Source organism: Acidovorax sp. FJL06 (genome assembly GCF_003852545.1).
Classification (GTDB): domain Bacteria; phylum Pseudomonadota; class Gammaproteobacteria; order Burkholderiales; family Burkholderiaceae_C; genus Acidovorax.
In genome coordinates, this window is the sequence record NZ_QAJR01000061.1 from 1 (window position 1) to 19466 (window position 19466).

19 protein-coding genes and 2 riboswitches are annotated in these 19466 nt (G+C 66.0%); of the genes, 5 read left to right on the forward strand and 14 right to left on the reverse strand.

The window, feature by feature from the left end; translation table 11 throughout:
* The 3 genes from DBV10_RS22120 to DBV10_RS22130 all read right to left on the reverse strand — a co-directional run.
* A partial coding sequence (locus tag DBV10_RS22120; protein WP_233590027.1) for an acyltransferase family protein occupies nucleotides 1–1221 on the reverse strand: 1221 nt, incomplete at its 3' end.
* Between the two features lie 7 nt (nucleotides 1222–1228).
* Entirely contained in the window at nucleotides 1229–2269 is a 1041-nt protein-coding gene (locus DBV10_RS22125; RefSeq protein ID WP_124515702.1) for a MerR family transcriptional regulator, read from the reverse strand.
* 4 nt (nucleotides 2270–2273) lie between these two features.
* Nucleotides 2274–2678 carry an FKBP-type peptidyl-prolyl cis-trans isomerase gene (locus DBV10_RS22130; RefSeq protein WP_233590028.1) on the reverse strand — a complete coding sequence of 135 codons (405 nt, stop codon included), beginning with the start codon at nucleotides 2676–2678 and terminating at the stop codon, nucleotides 2274–2276.
* A 225-nt stretch (nucleotides 2679–2903) separates the two neighbouring features.
* Between DBV10_RS22130 and soxC the strand changes: the two genes are divergently transcribed.
* Both soxC and DBV10_RS22140 read left to right on the forward strand, forming a co-directional pair.
* Nucleotides 2904–4142: a sulfite dehydrogenase gene (gene soxC / locus DBV10_RS22135; RefSeq protein ID WP_233590029.1), complete on the forward strand. Its 1239-nt coding sequence runs from the start codon at nucleotides 2904–2906 to the stop codon at nucleotides 4140–4142.
* Nucleotides 4135–4782 carry a c-type cytochrome gene (locus DBV10_RS22140; RefSeq protein ID WP_158616843.1) on the forward strand — a complete coding sequence of 216 codons (648 nt, stop codon included), beginning with the start codon at nucleotides 4135–4137 and terminating at the stop codon, nucleotides 4780–4782. The genes soxC and DBV10_RS22140 overlap by 8 nt, the downstream gene beginning before the upstream one ends.
* A gap of 28 nt (nucleotides 4783–4810) precedes the next feature.
* Here DBV10_RS22140 and DBV10_RS22145 read toward each other — a convergent pair whose 3' ends face one another.
* The 7 genes from DBV10_RS22145 to DBV10_RS22175 form a co-directional block, all read right to left on the reverse strand.
* Nucleotides 4811–5425 (reverse strand): Crp/Fnr family transcriptional regulator, encoded by a 615-nt coding sequence (locus tag DBV10_RS22145; RefSeq protein ID WP_124515705.1) that lies wholly within the window; start codon nucleotides 5423–5425, stop codon nucleotides 4811–4813.
* Nucleotides 5426–5449: 24 nt separating this feature from the next.
* Complete coding sequence (gene gcvP, locus DBV10_RS22150; protein ID WP_124515706.1) at nucleotides 5450–8362, reverse strand: aminomethyl-transferring glycine dehydrogenase; 2913 nt, start codon at nucleotides 8360–8362, stop codon at nucleotides 5450–5452.
* Nucleotides 8363–8500: 138 nt separating this feature from the next.
* Nucleotides 8501–8875, reverse strand: coding sequence for a glycine cleavage system protein GcvH (gene gcvH, locus DBV10_RS22155; RefSeq protein WP_124515707.1), 375 nt, complete (start codon nucleotides 8873–8875; stop codon nucleotides 8501–8503).
* 86 nt (nucleotides 8876–8961) lie between these two features.
* Nucleotides 8962–10110, reverse strand: coding sequence for a glycine cleavage system aminomethyltransferase GcvT (gene gcvT / locus DBV10_RS22160; RefSeq protein WP_124515708.1), 1149 nt, complete (start codon nucleotides 10108–10110; stop codon nucleotides 8962–8964).
* 49 nt (nucleotides 10111–10159) lie between these two features.
* A riboswitch (glycine riboswitch) is annotated at nucleotides 10160–10291 on the reverse strand.
* 13 nt (nucleotides 10292–10304) lie between these two features.
* Nucleotides 10305–10410: riboswitch (glycine riboswitch) on the reverse strand.
* Between the two features lie 9 nt (nucleotides 10411–10419).
* Nucleotides 10420–11697: a TRAP transporter large permease gene (locus DBV10_RS22165; protein WP_124515709.1), complete on the reverse strand. Its 1278-nt coding sequence runs from the start codon at nucleotides 11695–11697 to the stop codon at nucleotides 10420–10422.
* A gap of 85 nt (nucleotides 11698–11782) precedes the next feature.
* Entirely contained in the window at nucleotides 11783–12277 is a 495-nt protein-coding gene (locus DBV10_RS22170; protein ID WP_124515710.1) for a TRAP transporter small permease, read from the reverse strand.
* A gap of 116 nt (nucleotides 12278–12393) precedes the next feature.
* On the reverse strand, nucleotides 12394–13365 hold the full coding sequence (locus tag DBV10_RS22175; RefSeq protein WP_124515711.1) for a TRAP transporter substrate-binding protein: 972 nt from the start codon (nucleotides 13363–13365) through the stop codon (nucleotides 12394–12396).
* Nucleotides 13366–13832: 467 nt separating this feature from the next.
* On the opposite strand from DBV10_RS22175, the gene DBV10_RS22180 reads away from it, so the two are divergent.
* On the forward strand, nucleotides 13833–14291 hold the full coding sequence (locus DBV10_RS22180) for an Lrp/AsnC family transcriptional regulator (protein ID WP_060986837.1): 459 nt from the start codon (nucleotides 13833–13835) through the stop codon (nucleotides 14289–14291).
* Nucleotides 14292–14366: 75 nt separating this feature from the next.
* On the opposite strand, the gene DBV10_RS22185 is transcribed toward DBV10_RS22180, so the two are convergent.
* Nucleotides 14367–16067, reverse strand: a complete 1701-nt coding sequence (locus tag DBV10_RS22185; RefSeq protein WP_124515712.1) for an electron transfer flavoprotein-ubiquinone oxidoreductase — start codon at nucleotides 16065–16067, stop codon at nucleotides 14367–14369.
* A gap of 140 nt (nucleotides 16068–16207) precedes the next feature.
* Here DBV10_RS22185 and DBV10_RS22190 point away from each other — a divergent pair, with 140 nt between their 5' ends.
* Both DBV10_RS22190 and DBV10_RS22195 read left to right on the forward strand, forming a co-directional pair.
* On the forward strand, nucleotides 16208–16990 hold the full coding sequence (locus DBV10_RS22190; protein ID WP_124515713.1) for an SDR family oxidoreductase: 783 nt from the start codon (nucleotides 16208–16210) through the stop codon (nucleotides 16988–16990).
* A gap of 19 nt (nucleotides 16991–17009) precedes the next feature.
* Nucleotides 17010–17432: a thioesterase family protein gene (locus DBV10_RS22195; RefSeq protein WP_124515714.1), complete on the forward strand. Its 423-nt coding sequence runs from the start codon at nucleotides 17010–17012 to the stop codon at nucleotides 17430–17432.
* On the opposite strand, the gene DBV10_RS22200 is transcribed toward DBV10_RS22195, so the two are convergent.
* The 3 genes from DBV10_RS22200 to DBV10_RS22210 form a co-directional block, all read right to left on the reverse strand.
* The gene (locus tag DBV10_RS22200; RefSeq protein WP_233590030.1) at nucleotides 17433–18194 is read right to left on the reverse strand and encodes a hypothetical protein; all 762 of its coding nucleotides are present in this window, start codon (nucleotides 18192–18194) and stop codon (nucleotides 17433–17435) included.
* An 8-nt stretch (nucleotides 18195–18202) separates the two neighbouring features.
* Nucleotides 18203–18784, reverse strand: coding sequence for a peroxidase-related enzyme (locus tag DBV10_RS22205; RefSeq protein ID WP_124515715.1), 582 nt, complete (start codon nucleotides 18782–18784; stop codon nucleotides 18203–18205).
* A 63-nt stretch (nucleotides 18785–18847) separates the two neighbouring features.
* On the reverse strand, nucleotides 18848–19466 hold a 619-nt coding region (locus tag DBV10_RS22210), incomplete at its 5' end, for an IclR family transcriptional regulator (RefSeq protein ID WP_233590031.1).

A 19466-nucleotide genomic window follows, 5' to 3' on the forward strand; every position in this document is an offset into this window, starting at 1 on the left:
GGCCAGGCACAGGGCGGTGGTGGCCAGCACGTTGAGAGCGATCTTGGCCAGCACGGGGATCGGCAGGCCATGCAGCAGTGCGCCCCACCCGATCGTCAGGGGCAGGTGCACCAGATACACCCAGTACGAGCTGTCGGCCAGGTAGGCCAGCCAGGCGCGGGCCTGCGCCACATGCCGCAGAAAGAAGCCGATCAGGGCAAAGCTCCACAGCCAGGACGCACCGTTGTAGGCCAGCGCCATCCAGAACTGCAGGTGCCGCGTGGCCGACACGGGGGCGGCCAGGATGTCCGAGAAGGCCCCGGTGACCAGCACCAGTGCGAAGGCCGATGCCTCGGGCTGGGCCAGCACCTCCGACAGCACGGCCGTGACGAGAAAGCAGGCCAGTCCCAGGCCTGCCAGCACCGGCCAGTGCTTTTCGTAGCGCGCCATCAACTCCTTTTGCTGCGCATACAGGCACAGCCCGAACCCGTAGAACAGCCCGTTGTGCAGCCATTCGGCCAGCGGCGGCAGGAAGGACCCGTTGGGCGTGACGACGCCGTGGTCATAGCCGGCGCCAATCCACGCCAGCGGCAGCGTGAGCACGACGATGCCCAGGGGCGATCCCCCCAGCCAGGCGACGATGCGGCCCAGGGCGCGCTGCAGGCTGGCGGGCAGTGCGCGCACGGCGGCCCACAGCGCGGGCGTCAACGCGGCCAGCCACAGCAGCATCCACAGAAACCACAGGTGCATGGTGTTCGGGCCCTTGGGCACGTTGGCGCCCTGGGGCAGCAGGCTGCGGTCCAGGCCCCAGGTGCCGTGGGCCATGCGGTGCAGGAACGCCAGGCCCAGCAGGGCGCTGGCCACAAACAGGGGTGGCCAGAACACCACGAACGGCAGGCCCAGGCGGCGCAGCCGGTGGCGCACCATGCCGGCAAGCCCCCGGCGGTGCACCAGCAGCGACACAAAAAAGCCGGCCAGGATGAAAAACACGGGCATGCGAAACGCATGGATCACGGCGACCAGCAGATCGGCCACCGGGGTGGACTGGTCGTCGTGCCAGGGCAGGGGCGACGGCCGGCTCATGTAGATCACCGCGACATGCAGCACGATGCCCAGCCACATCATGGTGGCGCGCAGGTTGTCCAGCGCATGGAGCCGCAAGCGCGGGGCGGCGGGCCCGGGGGAAGAAGTCGATCCATTCATGGGGACCGACTGTGCAGCCTCACGTTGCGTGAGGGTCAAGCATTTTTCAGAACTTTTTCAGCAAAAGATGGGGGTGAGGGGCGTTGGTTGCGCAGGTCAGTGCCGCGTGCAGGTAGGCCCGCACCGAGGCGCTCAGGGGCGAGCCGGCCTGCAGCAGGGGCTCGTTGGCCGAGGCCGTGAGCAGTTTCTGGCGCAGCGCGGGGCGCTGGCCGGTCAGCTGGTCGAACAGCGCGTTCCAGCGCAGCGCGGCGGCGATGGCGTCGGGGTGGTGCGGGGGCAGCGCCTGGGCCAGCAGCTGCTGCACATCGGCCTCCAGCGCGGCCCAGTGGGTGTGGGGCACATGGCCCAGCAGGCGCAGGTCGTCGGGGGTCAGGTATTTTTCCAGCAGCGCCATGCGCAGCTTGATGGCCGTTTCGATGTACTCGATCATCTCGCCCGGCGGTGCGTGGTTGCGGCCCTGGGTGCTGGGCTCGGTGCGGAACATGTGGCCCCAGCGTTCCAGCAGGTCGATGTCGCCGCCCATCCAGTGCAGCATGAGCGCCATCCAGCGGTAGGCCAGCGCCTGGACCTCGGGGGCCTCGGGTGGCAGCTGCCGGTCCATGGCGGCGCGCACCAGGTCCTTGACGACGAGCCAGTCCGCCTCGATGAGGCTCCAGTTCGTGAAGATCTGCTTGAGTTCGGCTGAGCTGAAGTACTTGCCGTAGGTCGTCATCAGCGCCAGCGCTTCGAGCCAGTTGCCCATGTCGGGCTCGGCCCCGGCCATGAGCCCGTCGCGCAGCATGGTCAGGCGGCCGCGCAATTCGCTGGCCTGTGCAATCTGCTGGTCCAGTGCGCGGATCTGCTGGCCGATGATGCGCTCGGGCGCCATGCCTTCACCCGCCAGCAGCTCGCCGATGTCTCCCAGCGCCAAGCCCATCTGGCGCATGGTCTGGATGCCATGCAGGCGCTGCACATCGGTCTGGCTGTACAGCCGGTAACCGGCCTCCGAGCGGCCCGAGGGCGTGAGCAGGCCGATCTCGTCATAGTGGTGCAGCGTGCGCACCGTGAGACCGGTGTGCCGTGCAAGATCACCAACCTTCAGCAGCATGGGCTCAACGGCCGACGGAGATCAGTTCGACCTCGAAGTTCAGCGTGGCATTGGGCGGGATCACGCCACCCGCACCCCGGGCGCCGTAGGCGATGGCCGGCGGGCAGGTCAGCTTGGCCTTGCCGCCCGGCTTCATGCGCTGCACGCCCTCGGTCCAGCAGGGGATCACGCCATTGAGCGGGAACGAGGTGGGTTCGCCGCGCTTGTAGGAGCTGTCGAACTCCTTGCCATCCAGGAACATGCCCTTGTAGTGCACCTTCACGGTGTCGGTGGCCTTGGGCGAGTTGCCCGCGCCTTCCTTGAGGGATTCATAGACCAGGCCGCTGGCCGTGGTGACGGGCTGGGCCTGGACGACGGCAAAAGGGGTGGCCAGCAGGGCAGCGAGGAGATAGGTGGAGGAAATGCGCACGGAGATTCCTTGGAATGCAGAAAGAGCGGAACAGGATTGAAAGGGCATGCCTGCGCGATCACGCGGGGACGCGGGCGGCGCGCCAGTGTAAAGGTGCTTCACGTTTGCCAGCCTTCCGGCCTGGGGTTGCGCGTTAACAAGCGTTAATGCGCCATCCCTTGCTCGCCGCAACACTGCCGCTGCGGCCGATGGGTGCCGTTGGTTGATGAAAGCGGAGCGCACGAAATGTTGTCACACCATGGCCTGGAGCGGGCGGGCAGAAGGGGATTTTTGGGCATGCTGGCGGCGGGTGGCGCCAGCGCCGTAGTGCAGGCGCAGCCACCGTTGGCTGTCCGTTTGCCTGAAGCGATGGCGCGTCCGGGCGGGGCCGATCTGCCCTACGGCCTGCCCGCCCCGCACGAGGCGCAGGCTGAGCGCACGCTCTCGATGGCGGCGGGCTTTGCCGTGTGGCGCACCCCTTTGCAGCGGCAGCGCGGCATCATCACCCCCAGCGGCCTGCACTTTGCCGTGCACCACAATGGCCTGCCTGACATTGACCCCGGGCGGCACGAGTTGCGCCTGCATGGCCTGGTGAACAAGCCACTCAAGTTCGACCTGGAGCGCTTGCTGCGCTACCCCATGGTCAGCCGCGTGCATTTTCTGGAATGCGCGGGAAATTCGGCGGCCAATGCGTTGTCTCCCACCGCGCTGGACCAGACCCTGGGCGAGATTGCGGGCGAGGTGTCCTGTTCGGAATGGATGGGCGTGCCGCTGTCCTACCTGCTGCATGAGGCGGGCCTGAAGGACTCCGCACAGTGGGTGGTGGTCGAAGGGGCTGATGGCGGGTCGCACAGCCGCAGTCTGCCGTTGAAGGCGCTGCTCAAAGACGGCATGGTGGCGCTGTTCCAGAACGGCGAGCGGTTGCGGCCCTCGCAGGGCTACCCCATGCGCCTGTTCGTGCCGGGCTGGGAGGGCAACGTCAACGTGAAATGGCTGCACCGGCTGGAAGTGACCGACGCACCAGCTTACACCAAGGACGAATCGGGCCTGTACACCCAGGTGCTGGCCGACGGGCGCATTGAACGCTTTGCCTTCCACATGGAGGTCAAGTCGGTGATCACGCATCCGTCGGGCCAGCAGCGCTTGCCCGACCCCCACGGGTTCTATGAAATCTCCGGGCTGGCCTGGTCGGGCCGGGGGCGCATTGCACGGGTGGACGTGTCGGTGGACGGCGGGCGCAGCTGGGCTCCGGCGCAACTGCAGGGCCCGGTGCTGGACCGGGCCTTTACCCGCTTCACACTGCCCTGGCAGTGGAGAGGCCGCCAGGCCGACCTGATGAGCCGCGCCACAGATGAACACGGCCACACCCAGCCACTGCGCAGCGAATGGAAGCGCCGCTACGCCATGCACTCGTTCAACCACTACAACGCGGTGCAGGCTTGGCGTGTGCAGGCCGATGGCCGGGTGGAGAACCTCTATGCATGACAGCCCGTGCTGCAACGTTCTGCTTGCCCTGCGCGCGACCTTGCGGCTGGGTGTGGCCCTGGCCTTGGCAGCGGGGCTACCGGGCGCAGTCAGCGCCAGCGAGGTGGTGCAGGCGCTTGCACTGCCCGCGCCGGTGACGCCTGCCCTCATCGGCCTGGGCCAGCCGTTGCCGCCTGCCGAGGTGGAGCGCTATTCCATCACCATCTTCCCCGGCGGCCGCAACCTGCCCCCAGGCCGGGGCAGCGTGGAGCAGGGCGGGCGGCTGTATGCCATGCACTGCGCAGCCTGCCATGGCGCACAAGGCATCGAAGGGCCTGCCGCACGGCTGGCCGGAACGGATGGTTTCATCGGCTGGAGTGACCCGCTGCGGCCCTTGCGCGTGCGCAAGTACCCGCTGCAGGTGCTGTCGGTGGGGGCGTTGTGGCCACATGCCACCACGGTGTTTGACTACGTGCGCCGTGCCATGCCGCTGCACGCACCCAAGAGCCTGACGGACGACGAGGTGTATGCGATCACCGCACACCTGCTGCACTTGAACAGGCTGGTGGCGGCCAATGCCGTAATGGACAAGGAGAGCCTGCCCCAGGTGGTGATGCCAGGGCGGGCCCGCACGGTCAGTGCCTGGCCTCCGCAGCGGTAGCGCCTGGCCGCCTTTGCGTTGGGTGGTGTCAGCCGCCGCTGCGCGCTGTGTCCACCATGCCCAGCCGCGCGCGGATGCGCGACAGCGACACGGGCGAGATGCCCAGGTAGCTGGCGACATGGTGCTGCGGCAGCAGCGGGACGAGGTCGCTGTGCGTGGCGAGGAAGGACTGGTAGCGCACCTCGGGTGGGTGGCTCAGCAACTCGGCCTCGCGCTGGGCGTGTTGCTGGAAGACGTGGCCCAGCGCTTGCTCCAGCGGTGGTCCGATGGGGGGAAAGCTGCGCTGCAACTGCGGCAGGGTGGCATAGGGCAGCTCCACCGCCTCGACCGGCGCCAGGGCTTCGATCGCGTACGGGCTGGGCAGGGCCAACGGCGGCAGGCTGCCAGCCACCCATTGCCCAGCGCCGTGGAACGAGCGGTTGCGCTCGGTGCCCTGCTCGTTCAGGTAGAACAGACGTACCACGCCGCTGCGCACTTGCCAGCAGTGCGTGCTGGTCTCGCCCGCGCGTTGCAGCAGCGTGCCCGCGCTGAACTGGCGGCGGGGCAAGGCCTGCCACAGCGCAGCCAGGGCGGGTTCAGACTGGACCAGCGCCTCCAGCGCAGGCGGCTGGCAGACCGTGCAGGCGCTGGCGGCCGGGGTCATGGGACTTTCCTGGGGCTTCAGGCGTCAAGCGTAGTCCGACACCGGGATGCAGCTGCAGCTCAGGTTGCGGTCGCCCCAGACGTTGTCCACGCGGCCCACGGGCGACCAGTACTTGGCCTGGCGCAGCGCGGCCACGGGGTAGGCGGCGGCTTCGCGGCTGTAGGGGCGGGCCCAGTCGCCGGCAAGAAGGTTTTCGGCCGTGTGCGGCGCGTTCTTGAGCGGGTTGTTGTCCTGGGGCAGCGCGCCGCTCTCGATCTGGCGGATCTCTTCGCGGATGGCGATCATCGCGTCGATGAAGCGGTCGATCTCGAACAGCGTCTCGCTCTCGGTGGGTTCCACCATCAGCGTGTTGGGCACCGGGAAGGACAGCGTGGGCGCGTGGAAGCCGTAGTCGATCAGGCGCTTGGCCACGTCCTCGGCCATCACGCCGCTGGTGTCCTTGAGGCCGCGCAGGTCCAGGATGCACTCGTGCGCCACATGGCCGTTGGCGCTCGCGTACAGCGTGGGGTAGTGGTCCTTCAGGCGGGCGCTGATGTAGTTGGCGCTCAGGATGGCCGTCTCGGTGGCGGCCTGCAGGCCGTCTGCACCCATCATGCGGATGTACATCCAGCTGATGGGCAGCACGGCGGCGTTGCCCAGGGGGGCGGCGCTCACGGGGCCGACCTTGCCAGTGGCAGGGCTCTTTGGCTGGTCGCCCTGGCCGGGCAGGCCGGGCAGGAAGGGCACGAGGTCTTCCACCACGCACACGGGGCCGACGCCGGGGCCGCCACCGCCGTGGGGGATGCAGAAGGTCTTGTGCAGGTTCAGGTGGCTCACGTCGCCGCCGAACTCGCCGGGCGCCGCCACGCCCACCAGGGCGTTCATGTTGGCGCCGTCCACGTACACGCGGCCGCCGTGGCTGTGCACCAGGGCGCAGAGTTCCTTCACCTGGGTCTCGAACACGCCGTGGGTGCTGGGGTAGGTGATCATCACGCAGGCAATGCTGCCGCTGTGCTGCTCGCACTTGGCTTGCAGGTCGGCCAGGTCCACGTTGCCATTGGCATCACACGCCGTGACCACCACCTGCATGCCCACCATCTGCGCGCTGGCGGGGTTGGTGCCGTGCGCGCTGCTGGGGATGAGGCAGATGTTGCGGTGGCCTTCGCCACGCGACTCGTGGTAGCCCTTGATGGCCAAGAGGCCCGCGTATTCACCCTGGCTGCCCGCGTTGGGCTGCAGGCTGATGCCCGCGTAGCCCGTGGCCTGGCACAGCCAGGCACGCAGCTGTTCGTCCAGTTCCTTGTAGCCCTGTTGCTGGTTGGCGGGGGCAAACGGGTGCATGTTGGCAAACTCGGGCCAGGTGATGGGGATCATCTCGCTGGTGGCGTTGAGCTTCATGGTGCACGAGCCCAGCGGGATCATGCTGCGGTCCAGCGCCAGGTCCTTGTCGGACAGCTGGCGGATGTAGCGCAGCATGCCGGTCTCGGAGTGGTGGGTGTTGAACACCGGGTGCGTGAGGTAGCGGCTGGTGCGGCGCAGCGCGGCGGGGATCAGGGGCTCCACGCCGTTCTCGAACGCATCGAACGTGGGCAGGGCCTGGCCGTCCTTCGCAAAAATTTTCCACAGCAGCTCGATGTCGGCGCGCGTGGTGGTCTCGTCCAGCGAGATGCAGAGGTACTCTTCAAAGTAGATGCGCAGGTTGGCGCCCATCTGCACGGCGCGAGCAGCTATTGTTTTCGTAGCGCCGCCGGTTTGCAGCGTCACCGTGTCGAACGTGGCCTGCGCGCGCACGGGCGCGCCCAGCTGGGTGAGGCCCTGGGCCAGGATGGCGGTGTAGCTGGCCACGCGCTGGGCGATGCGCTGCAGGCCCTCGGGGCCGTGGTACACGGCGTACATGCTGGCGATCACGGCGGGCAGCACCTGGGCCGTGCAGATGTTGGAGGTGGCCTTTTCGCGGCGGATGTGCTGCTCGCGCGTCTGCAGGGCCAGGCGGTAGGCGGGCTTGCCATGCACGTCCACGCTCACGCCCACCAGGCGGCCGGGCAGGCTGCGCTTGAACTCGTCGCGGCAGGCCATGTAGGCGGCGTGGGGGCCACCGGCGCCCATGGGCATGCCAAAGCGCTGGGTGGTACCGACCACGATGTCGGCGCCGTACTCGCCGGGGGGCGTGATGAGCGTCAGGGCCAGCAGGTCGGCCGCCACGATGAAGGCGGCTTGCTTGGCATGGGCCTTTTCCACATCGGCGCGCAGGTCGTCAATGCGGCCGCTGGTGGCGGGGTACTGGGCCAGCACGGCGAAGTAGTCGCCGGCCAGCAGGCTGTTCCATTCTTCGGCCGAGTTGGCCAGGCGCACTTCCAGGCCCAGGGGCTTGGCGCGGGTCTGGATCACTTCGATGGTCTGTGGGTGCGCGTCGCCCGCCACCACGACCACGTTGCTCTTGCTCTTGACCGAGCGCTTGGCCAGCGTCATGGCCTCGGCGGCGGCGGTGGCTTCGTCCAGCATCGACGCGTTGGCAATCGGCATGCCGGTCAGGTCGCACACCATGGTCTGGAAGTTGACCAGCGCTTCCATGCGGCCCTGCGAGATTTCGGCCTGGTAGGGCGTGTAGGCGGTGTACCAGGCGGGGTTCTCCAGGATGTTGCGCAGGATGACGCCCGGCGTGTGCGTGCCGTAGTAGCCCTGGCCGATGAAGCTCTTGAGCACCTTGTTCTTGCCCGCAATGGCCTTGAGTTCGGCCAACGCTGCGGCCTCGGTGGTGGCCGCTGGCAGGTCCATGGCGCGGCTGCGTGCGATGGAGCGCGGCACGATGGAGTCGATGAGCGCGCGGCGTGAGGCCTCGCCGATCACGGACAGCATGTGGGCTTCGTCCGCTGCGTCGATGCCGATGTGGCGGGGCAGGAATTCGGCGGCGTTTTCCAGCGCGGACAACGGCAGGGAGGTGGGCAGGGCGGCGGTCATGGCGGGCGTTCGGGGTGCTATGAAAAAAGAAGCTGCTTGCGCTTGTCAGTGGGGTGTTTCAGAGGTTTTCTCTTTGAAACCCAATCAGATCAAGCGCTGGCAGCTATGGTTTTTGAAACCGGAGGGGCCAGGCGCCCGTCAGGCGTTGGCTGCGAAGGCGCTGTAGGCCGTCTCGTCCAACAGGGCGTCAAGCTGGGCGACATCGGCCAGCTTGACCTTGAAGAACCAGCCCGCGCCCAGCGGGTCGCTGTTGGCGAGCGACGGGTCGGCGCGCAGGGCTTCGTTCACTTCCACGATTTCGCCGGTGACGGGCATGTACACGTCGGCCGCCGCCTTCACGGACTCGACCACGCCCGCCACGTCACCCTGGCTGAAGGTGGCGCCTACCTCGGGCAGGTCCACAAACACCACGTCGCCCAGGGCATCCTGTGCGTGCACGGTGATGCCCACCACGGCGGCGGCCGTGTCGGCGGTGTTGATCCATTCGTGTTCTTTGGAAAATTTGACGGTCATGGGGAAGCTCCTCAAGCAACGGGATAAATAAGGGAATCAGCAATGTAGCGGGCGCGGGCCGCGTCAGTGCGCGGCCGCCCGCGAAATCAGCCGCGAAAGTAGTTGGCGGGCGTGAAAGGCATGGCACGCACTTCCATGGGCACGGCCTTGCCACGCACGATGGCGTTCACGCGGGTGCCGATGGCGGCAAACGCAGGCAGCACATAGCCCATGGCCACGGGTTCGTTCACTGTGGGGCCCAACAGGCCGCTGGTGACTTCGCCGATCTTCTGGCCGTCCTGGCTCTGCAGCTCGGTGTGCTCGCGCACAGGCACGCGCTCCAGCGCCACCAGGCCGACGCGCTTGCGCGGCAGGCTGGCGGGGTTGTCGATCTGTGCCAGCACCTTGTCGGCACCGGGGAAGCCACCCGCGCGCGCACCGCCGGTGCGGCGCACCTTCTGGATGGCCCAGTTCAACGCGGCCTCGGGCGGGGTGGTGGTGGTGTCGATGTCGTTGCCGTACAGGCACAGGCCGGCTTCGAGCCGCAGCGAATTGCGCGCGCCCAGGCCGATGGGCTTGACTTCTGGCTGGGCCAGCAGCGCGCGGGCCAGGGTGTCGGCCTGGGCGGCGGGCACCGAGATTTCAAAACCGTCTTCGCCCGTGTAGCCGCTGCGGGTCACGAAGCAGTCGCAGCCCGCGATGGTGAATGTGCCGCCGGTCATGAACACCAGCTTCTCGACGCCGGGCGCCAGGCGGGCGAGGGCGGTGACGGCCTGTGGACCTTGCAGCGCGAGCAGGGCGTGGTCGGGCATGGGCACCACCTGGCAGCGCTGGCCGATGCGCGCCTGGATGTGGGCAATGTCACCCGCCTTGCAGGCGCCGTTGACGATGACGAACAGCGTGGGTTCGCCGTCCACCACACCCTGGTTGAAGAACATCAGGTCGTCGATGACCGTGCCCTCGTCGGTCAGCAGCAGGCCGTAGCGCTGCTTGCCCACGGGCAGGTCGATCACGTCCACGGGCATCAGGGTTTCAAACGCGGCGGCGGCGTCGGTGCCAATGAGCTTGAGCTGGCCCATGTGCGACACGTCGAACAGGCCGGCGGCGGTGCGGGTGTGCACATGCTCGGCCATGAGGCCAGCGGGGTACTGCACGGGCATGGAATAGCCCGCAAACGGCACCATGCGGGCGCCCAGCTCGATGTGCAGGGCGTTCAGGGGCGTGGTGAGCAGGGGGGCAGCGGCAGAAGCGTTCAAGGCGGAACTCCGGGGCAAATGGGGGCCGCGGCCACAAGGTGGCCACGGGATTTGCCCTGCTGTCCGCTTTACCTGAGAGATTCACCGCAGCGCCCTGGCTGGCCGTGCGGTTTGCTCCTTCGGTGGATGGGTGCCGCAAGGTGTCGTACTCGGCGGTCCATCTCTCTCCAGCAAGGGAACGCCCGCATCACTGCGGGCGGTTGTCAGTCCTTTTGCCTGAGCGTTCGGCTGCTGCCTGCGCCTTCGGCGGTGCTGCGCGTCTTGTTTGGAAGACGAAGCACTCTCTCCTGACGGGCAGGATTCTAACGCCTACTTGGCATAGACCAGATCGCGCAAGGCCAGGGAAATCGAGGGCACGTAGGTAATGACCATCAGGCACACCAGGATCACGCCCACAAAAGGCAGCAGGTGCTTGATGATCCGGTCCAGCGAGATCTTGGCCACGGTGCAGGCGGCAAACAGGTTCACGCCAAAAGGTGGCGTGATCATGCCCAGCGCCAAGTTCACCACCATGATGAGGCCGAAGTGCACGGGATCGATGCCGAAGTGCATGGCCACGGGCGCCAGGATGGGCGCGAGCACGATGATGGCGGCGCTGGTCTCGATGAACATGCCGATCACGAACAGCGCTGCATTCACGCCCAGCAGGAACAGGGCAGGGGACTGCAGCACGGCCTCCAGCCAGCGGCCGATGGCGTCCGGCACACCGGCGCGCGTGATGAGGAACGCAAACAGGCCAGCGTTGGCGATGATGAACATGATCACCGCCGATGAGATGGCCGACTTGCGCAGGATGGCGAACAGGTCCTTGATGCGGATCTCGCGGTAGATCACCACCCCCACGATGAGCGCGTAGAACACGGCCACGGCCGATGCCTCGGTGGGGGTGAACACACCGCCGTAGATGCCGCCCAGGATGATCACGGGCATGAGCAGCGCCCAGCCGGCCTGCAGCGTGGCCTTGCCAAACGGCATGCGGCCGTCGCCGTCGTTCTTGCCCCAGCCCTTGTACTTGCAATACACCCATACGAAGAGCATCAGCGCACCGCTGATCAGCAGGCCCGGGCCAAAGCCGGCGATGAACAGTTCGCCAATCGACACCTCGGCGCTCACGCCATACAGGATCATCGGGATCGAGGGCGGAATGATCACGCCCAGCTCGGCACTGGTGGCCTGCAGCGCGGCCGCGTAGCTGGTGGGGTAGCCGTGTTTGATGAGCGCCGGGATCAGGATGGCCCCGATGGCAAACGTGGTGGCGACCGATGAGCCCGACACGGCCGCGAAGATCATGCAGGTGAGCACGCAGGTCATGGGCAGGCCGCCCTGAACGCCGCCCACGATGCTCTTGGCAAACTCCACCAGCCGGCGCGAGATGCCGCCGGTCTCCATGAGGTTGCCCGCCAGGATGAAGAAGGGAATGGCGGCCAGCGGAAACTTGTTGATCGAGGCGAACATTTCCTTCACGGAGATCAGCATGTTGGCGTTGGACGCCTGGATGCCCAGGATGGAGGCGAGGCCGATGGACACGGCCACCGAGATGGTGAGTGCAAAGCAGATCACCATCGTTGAAATCATGACCATGCTCATGGGTGCACCCCCACGCTCGGCATTGCATGTCCTCGCTGCCCCCCAAGGGGGCCGTTCACTTGCTTGAGGCGGCTCGGCGCTGCGTTCATTGGGCGGTCTCCAGTTCCATGCGCAAGGGGTCGATGAGGTTGCCGATGATGCCGACGACGCAGAACAGGCCGCCGACGGGCATGGCGAGATAGGCCCAGAACATGGAGACCGATTCCAGCCCCGCCATGCTCTGCACGCCGCCGCGTTGGGCGTAGTCCCAGCCATACCAGATGATGACGCCGATCAGGGCGAGCGCGGCCACGGTTACGACCCAGTCCAGCACCCGCCGCATGGCGGGCGGGCTCCAGCGGTACAGCACGTCCACGCTCACCATCGCGCCCTGGCGGAACGCCGCGGGGATGGCAAGGAACACCATCCAGATCAGGCTGAAACGAATCAGCACTTCGGTCCATTCCGCTGGCTGTTCGAGCACAAAGCGCGTCACGATCTGGAACATGCCCAGGGAGGAGGCCAGGGCCAGCATGGCGCAGGCTCCCAGCATGGCGATGAACGTGGTCCATCGCTCAAAGGTTAGAAAGGCATTTTTCATGGAGTGGTGCCAACCCGGAGGCAACAGGTGAAAAAACAGGAGGGTAAGAATAAAAACGCCCGATAGCGCTTGAGCTACGGGCGTTTGTTGCTACTACAACGATAGTAGCGCAGGGCTTACTTGACGTCGCGGATCTTGTCGAGCGTGGCCTTGCCGAACTGCTTTTCAAACTCGGCGTTCACGGGCGCGAGGGCCGCCACGAACTTGGCCTTGTCGGGGTTGTCCACCACGGTCATGCCCTTGGCGCGCAGGTCGGCCACGCCCTTGGCATCGTCTTCGTCCACGCGGGCGCGGTTGGCCTTGGTGCCTTCCTTGGCGGCGTCGATGAAGGCCTGCTTGTCGGCGGCCGAGAGCTTGTCGAACGTGCCCTTGTTCATCACGAAGATGGCGGGGGAATACACGTGGCCGGTGAGCGTGAGGTGCTTTTGCACCTGGTCGAACTTGGCCGAGATGATCACGGGCAGCGGGTTCTCCTGGCCGTCCACGGTGCCTTGCTGCAGGGCCGTGAACACTTCAGGAAACGCCATGGGCGTGGTGATGATGCCAAAGCCTTTGTACGCGGCGATGTGCACGGGGTTTTCCATCGTGCGCATCTTCAGGCCCTTGAGGTCCTCCGGCGTGTTCACCGAGCGCTTGCTGTTGGTCATGTGGCGAAAGCCGTTTTCGGCCCAGGCCAGCGCCTTGAAGCCCTTGGCGTCGAACTTGGTCAGCATTTCCTGGCCGATGGCGCCGTCGAGCACGGCGCGGGCATGGGCCTTGTCGCGGAACAGGAAGGGCACGTCCAGGATCTTGGTCTCTGGCACGAAGTTGGGGATGGGGCCGGTGGAGCTGAAGGCCAGCTCCTGCGTGCCCAGCTGCACGGCTTCGATCGACTCGCGCTCGCCGCCCAGTGCGCCGTTGTAGAAGGTCTGCACCTTGTAGCGGCCGCCTGTGCGCTTCTCGACTTCCTTGGCAAACGTGTCGATGGCAACCCCCTGGTGGGAGTTCTGGGCCGTGGAAATGCTGATGCGCATGGTGGTCTGCGCGGCAGCGGTGGCCACAAAGCCGAGCGCGAGGCTCAGGCCAACGACGAGTCTGGTCAATTGCATGGTGTCTCCTGTTGATGGTGGGCCGGGTCCTGGTGCTTGTGCATCGCTTGCGCGTGCCCCGCTGGGGATGGGCGTGCGCAGGCCCCGGCCTCCGTCAAATTATGGCGGTGCAGCATGTGCGCAGGCATCGGGGTTTGTGCTGGTAAGCGTGCTTATTAACTGCGCAAAAGGGCGTTGGCAGTTGCCTGGGAGACACTGGCGATGAGGGGTTGTGCGGGGCGTGGTGGCGGGGGCCATGCTGCGCGGGCACGGGAGGGGCGGGGCAGGCCAGGGGGGGGAGAAATGCCAAGGGCCCCGCGCTGGCGGTAACCAGCCGGGGCCTTGTCAATTTGTGCGCTCCGGTAAGAGCGCCTTGATGGAAGAAGTATGCGCTGCGGGGCGAAGATGAATTTGCTGAATTTCAGCGATTTGTGCCCTATGGAAGAAAAATATTCTGCAGATATGGGTTTTTGTGAATAATCAGGCCGATGGATCGATTGGATAGAAAAATTCTCGCTGTGCTCCAGGCCAATGCGCGCGCCAGCCTGCAGGAGATCGGGCAGGCCGTGGGCCTGAGCCCCTCGCCCTGCTGGGGGCGCATCAAGAAGATGGAAGAGGCTGGCGTGATCCAGGGCTACACGGTGCGCATCAATCCGCAGTCGCTGGATTTGGCCGATACCGTGCTGGTGCAGGTCACGCTCGACAGCCATTCGGACAACACGCTCGAGAAATTTGGCGAGACGCTGGCCAGCATCCCCGAGGTGATCGAGGCGCATTTGGTGTCAGGCGACTACGACTACCTGCTGCGCATCGTGGTGAAAGACACGCGCGACTATGAGCGCCTGCTGCGCGAGAAGCTCTACAAGATCAAGGGCATCCGCCACAGCCGCTCCAGCTTTGTGCTGCGCACGCTGAAGAAGGCAGACCTGCCGCTGTTTGCGGGGTAGCGCACTCTGGGTTCTCCATGAAAAAGGGCCTGCAAGGCAGGCCCATTCAGCGCAAGGCGCTATGGTTTTTGGGGTTTACATGCCCGAATAGTTCGGGCCGCCGCCGCCTTCGGGTGTGACCCACACGATGTTCTGCGTGGGGTCCTTGATGTCGCAGGTCTTGCAGTGCACGCAGTTCTGCGCGTTGATCTGCAGGCGCTGGGCATTGCCGCCCTTGGCTTCATCGGCCACGAACTCGTACACCCCGGCAGGGCAGTAGCGTGCCTCGGGGCCGGCGTACTTGGCCAGGTTGATGTCCACCGGCACGCTCGCGTCCTTGAGCGTGAGGTGGGCGGGCTGGTTCTCTTCGTGGTTGGTGTTGCTGATGAACACGCTGGAGAGGCGGTCGAACGTGAGCTTGCCATCGGGCTTGGGGTAGACGATGGGCTTGCACTCGGCTGCGGGCTTCAGGTACGCGTGGTCGGGCTTGTCGCGGTGCAGCGTCCAGGGGATGTGGCCGCGCAGCACGAACTGCTCGAAACCGTTCATCAGTGTGGCCGTGGTCAGGCCGTACTTGAACCAGTTCTTGAAGTTGCGGTCCTTGTTCAGCTCGGTGTAGAGCCAGCTCTTTTCAAAGGCTTCGGGGTAGGCGGTCAGTTCGTCGTGCTGGCGGCCTGCCACCACGGCGTCATAGGCAGCTTCGGCGGCCAGCATGCCGGTCTTGATGGCGGCGTGGCTGCCCTTGATACGGCCCACGTTCAGGTAACCGGCATTGCAGCCCACCAGTGCGCCGCCCGGGAACACCGTCTTGGGCAGGGCGTTGATGCCGCTGGCGTTGATGGCGCGCGCGCCATATGACAGACGTTTGGCTGTGATCTCGCCCTTTTCGTTTTCGAAGTAGTAGCGGACGTTGGGGTGCGTCTTCCAGCGCTGGAACTCTTCAAAGGGGCTGAGGTAGGGGTTGGCATAACCCAGGCCGGTGACGAAGCCCAGGGCCACCTTGTTGCCCTCCAAGTGGTACAGGAAGGCGCCGCCGTAGGTGTCGTTCTCCATGGGCCAGCCAGCGGTATGCATCACAAAGCCGGGTTGGTGCTTCTTGGGGTCGATCTCCCACAGCTCTTTGATGCCGATGCCGAAACTTTGGGGGTCGCGGTCCTTGTCGAGGTGGTACTTGGCGATCAGCTGCTTGCCCAGGTGGCCGCGTGCGCCTTCGGCAAACACGGTGTACTTGCCCAGCAGTTCCATGCCGAGCTGGAAGTTCTCGGTGGGCTCGCCATCCTTGCCGACACCCATGTTGCCGGTGGCCACGCCCTTCACAGATCCATCGTCGTTGTAGAGCACTTCAGCAGCGGTGAAGCCGGGGAAGATTTCCACGCCCAGGGCTTCGGCCTGTTCGCCCAGCCACTTGGTGAGCGCGCCCAGGCTGATGATGTAGTTGCCGTGGTTGTGCGCAAACGGCGGCAAAAACATGTTGGGCACGCGGACGCCCGATTTTTCCGACAGGAAGATGTAGGCGTCGTCGGTGACAGGCTGGTTGAGGGGGGCGCCGCGCTTTTTCCAGTCGGGGATCAGCTCGGTCAGCGCCTTGGGGTCCATGATGGCCCCCGAGAGGATGTGGGCGCCAGGCTCGGAGCCTTTTTCGAGCACCACAACCGAGACATCCTGGCCTTTTTCGGCCGCCAGTTGCTTCAGGCGGATGGCTGTGGCCAGGCCGCCAGGGCCGCCGCCGACGACCACCACGTCGTATTCCATGGATTCGCGGGGACCATACTGGGCGAGGATTTCTTCGTTTGTCATGGGCTTCTCGTCGGGCGTTTGATAATGGGGTGATTTTCTACAGAGCAAGGGCCATGCCCTGTCTGTCTGGCGACTGATTGTATTCATGGAATAGAGACAATCGAACGACCGTTCTATTTTGATCAGTGGGGAGACTCTAAATGGCATACAGCATTGACTTGTCGGGCCGCGTCGCTTTCATCACCGGGGCCTCCAGCGGGCTGGGCGCGCAGTTTGCGCGCACGCTGGCGCGTGCCGGGGCCGGGGTGGTGCTGGCCAGCCGCCGGGTGGAAAAACTCAAGGAACTGCGTGCGCGCATCGAAGGCGAGGGCGGCGACGCCCACGTGATCGAACTCGACGTGACCGACCACGCGTCCGTCAAGTCCGCCGTGGCGCATGCCGAGACCGAGATGGGCTCCATCGACATCCTGGTGAACAACTCGGGCGTGAGCACCACGCAGCGCATCCAGGACGTGACGCCCGAGGACTACGACTTCATCTTCGACACCAACGTCAAGGGCGCGTTCTTCGTGGCGCAAGAGGTGGGCAAGCGCATGCTGGCCCGCTCGCGCGGCGCGGCACCGGGCAGCTTCACGGGCGGGCGCATCATCAACATCGCCTCGATGGCCGGGCTCAAGGTGCTGCCGCAGATCGGCGCCTACTGCATGAGCAAGGCCGCCGTGGTGCAGATGACCCGGGCCATGGCGATGGAATGGGGCAAGTTCGGCATCAACGTGAACGCGATCTGCCCCGGCTACATCGACACCGAGATCAACCACCACCACTGGGACACGGAACAAGGCCAGAAGCTCATCGCCCTGCTGCCGCGCAAGCGCGTGGGCAGCCCGCAGGACCTGGATGCGCTGCTGGTCATGCTGGCCAGCGACCAGAGCCACTTCATCAACGGCGCGGTGATTGCGGCGGACGACGGTTTCGCAGTCTGACCTTGGGGGTGATGCACGCATGAAGATCGAGATTCCTGAAGCCAAGAAGCTGGTCTATGAAATGCGCTTCCCGGTGCGCTGGGGCGACATGGACGCCATGGGTCATGTCAACAACGCGGTGTACTTCCGCTACCTGGAGACGGCGCGCATCGAGTGGATGCGGTCGGTGGGCTGCAACCCGGATCCTGGCGGACAGGGGCCCGTGATCGCCAATGCCTTTTGCAACTTCTACCGCCAGCTCGACTACCCGGCCGACGTGTGGCTCAAGTTCTACGTGAGTGACCCGGGCCGCACCACGTTCGAGACCTGGGGCACCATGGAGCGCGTGGACCAGCCGGGCGTCATCTGCGCGGCAGGCGGCGGCACCACCATCTGGGTGGATTTTCCGCTGCAGAAGGCCGCCCCGCTGCCTGACTGGATGCGGGCCCTGGTGACGGCCTGATTACGGCCGTGGTGGCGGCCTGGTTTCCGCCGCGCCGCCCTCGGCCCCTGGCAGCACGATGCAGCCTGCCTGGGGCATGCCCCGCAGCGTGGCCGCGCCCAGCAGCAGCACCCTGCGCAGCTCGGGCAGGTAGCGGATGGCGGTTTGGGGGGCGCTGTAGCCGTTGTTGTCCTTCAGGGTTTCGTCCATGCGCAGCAGCCGCCCGGTGGGCAGGTGTTCGATGGTGAGGCTGCGCACCCCCGTGTAGAAGGTGCTGTTGATAGTGCCCTCGGTGCCAAAGAAGCCGCCGCCCACACGGGCCGTGCGCTGGCGGCCCTGGAAGGTGGTGGTGATGCGCAGCTGCTGGTCGCGGCTGGTGCAGCTGTCTTCAAAGGCGGCGGCGCACACCATGGGCAATGGGTTTTTCTGCACCGTCACGGCCTGCACGGCGGGCTGCTTGACTTCGGCCAGTGGCACGGTCTCCAGGTGCGCGCAGTCGGCATCGGGAACGACCTTCCAGGCAGCCGCCCCGGGGTCATCGGGGATGCCGAAGCGGGGAACGCCCAGCCCGGTGGAGAGGTAGTACACGGGCGCTTCGCCTTCGCGCACCAGCAGCACGGCCGAGAGCAGCGGCGTGCGCGCATCGGCCGGCACGGTGAAGGGCAGCTTGTGCTCGCGCAGCGTGCCGGTGCCGGGGGCAAAGCCATTGATTTGCGCCTGCGCCGCGCCAGCACAGGCCAGGGCCGCCAGGGCGGCCATCCGGGGAAGGGGGGCGCTGCGCATGGGCGGTGTCAGGCGGCGGTTTTGGCCTTGGGCACGCGGCCCATCAGGTAGAACTCGGGGTTGGGCAGCATGCCCGCAAAGCTGGCCATGCGGTTACTCAGGCCGAAGAATGCGGTGATGGCCGCGATGTCCCAGATGTCCTCGTCATCGAAGCCGTGCGGGTGCAGGGCGTCAAAGTCCGCGTCCTCGATCTCGTGCGAGCGCTGGCAGACCTTCATCGCAAAGTCGAGCATGGCGCGTTCGCGCGGGCTGATGTCGGCCTTGCGGTGGTTCACCGCCACCTGGTCGGCGATGAGCGGCTTCTTCTCGTAGATGCGCAGGATGGCGCCATGGGCCACCACGCAGTACAGGCATTGGTTGGCCGCGCTGGTGGTCGTCACGATCATCTCGCGCTCGCCCTTGGTCAGGCTGCCTTCTTCCTTGAGCATCAGCGCATCGTGGTAGGCAAAGAACGCGCGCCACTCGGCGGGGCGGCGTGCAAACGCCAGGAACACGTTGGGGATGAAGCCGGCTTTCTCCTGCACTTCCACAATGCGTGCACGGATGTCCTCGGGCAGGGTGTTCAGGTCGGGGAACGGGTAGCGGCTCACGGCGGTCTCCTTGGTTTGTTGTGTGTTGATTCCTGCAAGTATCAAGGATGCGTTGCGGATGCATCACGGATGCCATTGGGTGGCGCGCACCGGGCTTTGCGCAGGCGCGGCCGAGTTGCCCGCCAGCGCATACGACAGCTGGGTGGCAGCGGCCATCACGGTTTTGGCCAGCGTTTCGAGTTTTTCGGCCGGCAGGCGCGAAGCGGGGCCCGAGATGCACACCGATCCCATCAGCCGCCAGTGCATGCCAAACACCGGGGCGGACACGGTGGCCACGCCCTGTTCGCGCTCGCCGATGGACCAGTGGTAGCCCTTCTTGCGGATCTCTTCATAGGCCTTGCCCGGCTCGCCCGAGAAGGCCAGGATCACGCGGCCCGGCGAACCCTTGTCCAGCGGCAGGCCTTCGCCCATGCGCGCATGGTGGCGCAGGGCCTGGGGGCCTTCCACGCGCACCAGGCAGGTCCGCACATTGCCCTCACGTACATAGAAGGCCGCGCTTTCGCCCGTGGCGTGGGTCAGTTCGCGCAGTGCGGGTTCCAGCACGTTCTGCACATCAAAACCCGCCTGGTAGCGCGCGCCCAGCCAGCCTGCGGCCGGGCCCAGGCGCCAGTCTCCGTCTTCGCGCTGCACCATGAAGCCCGACTGCGCCAGGGTGCGCGCCAGGCGCAGCACCGTGGTCTTG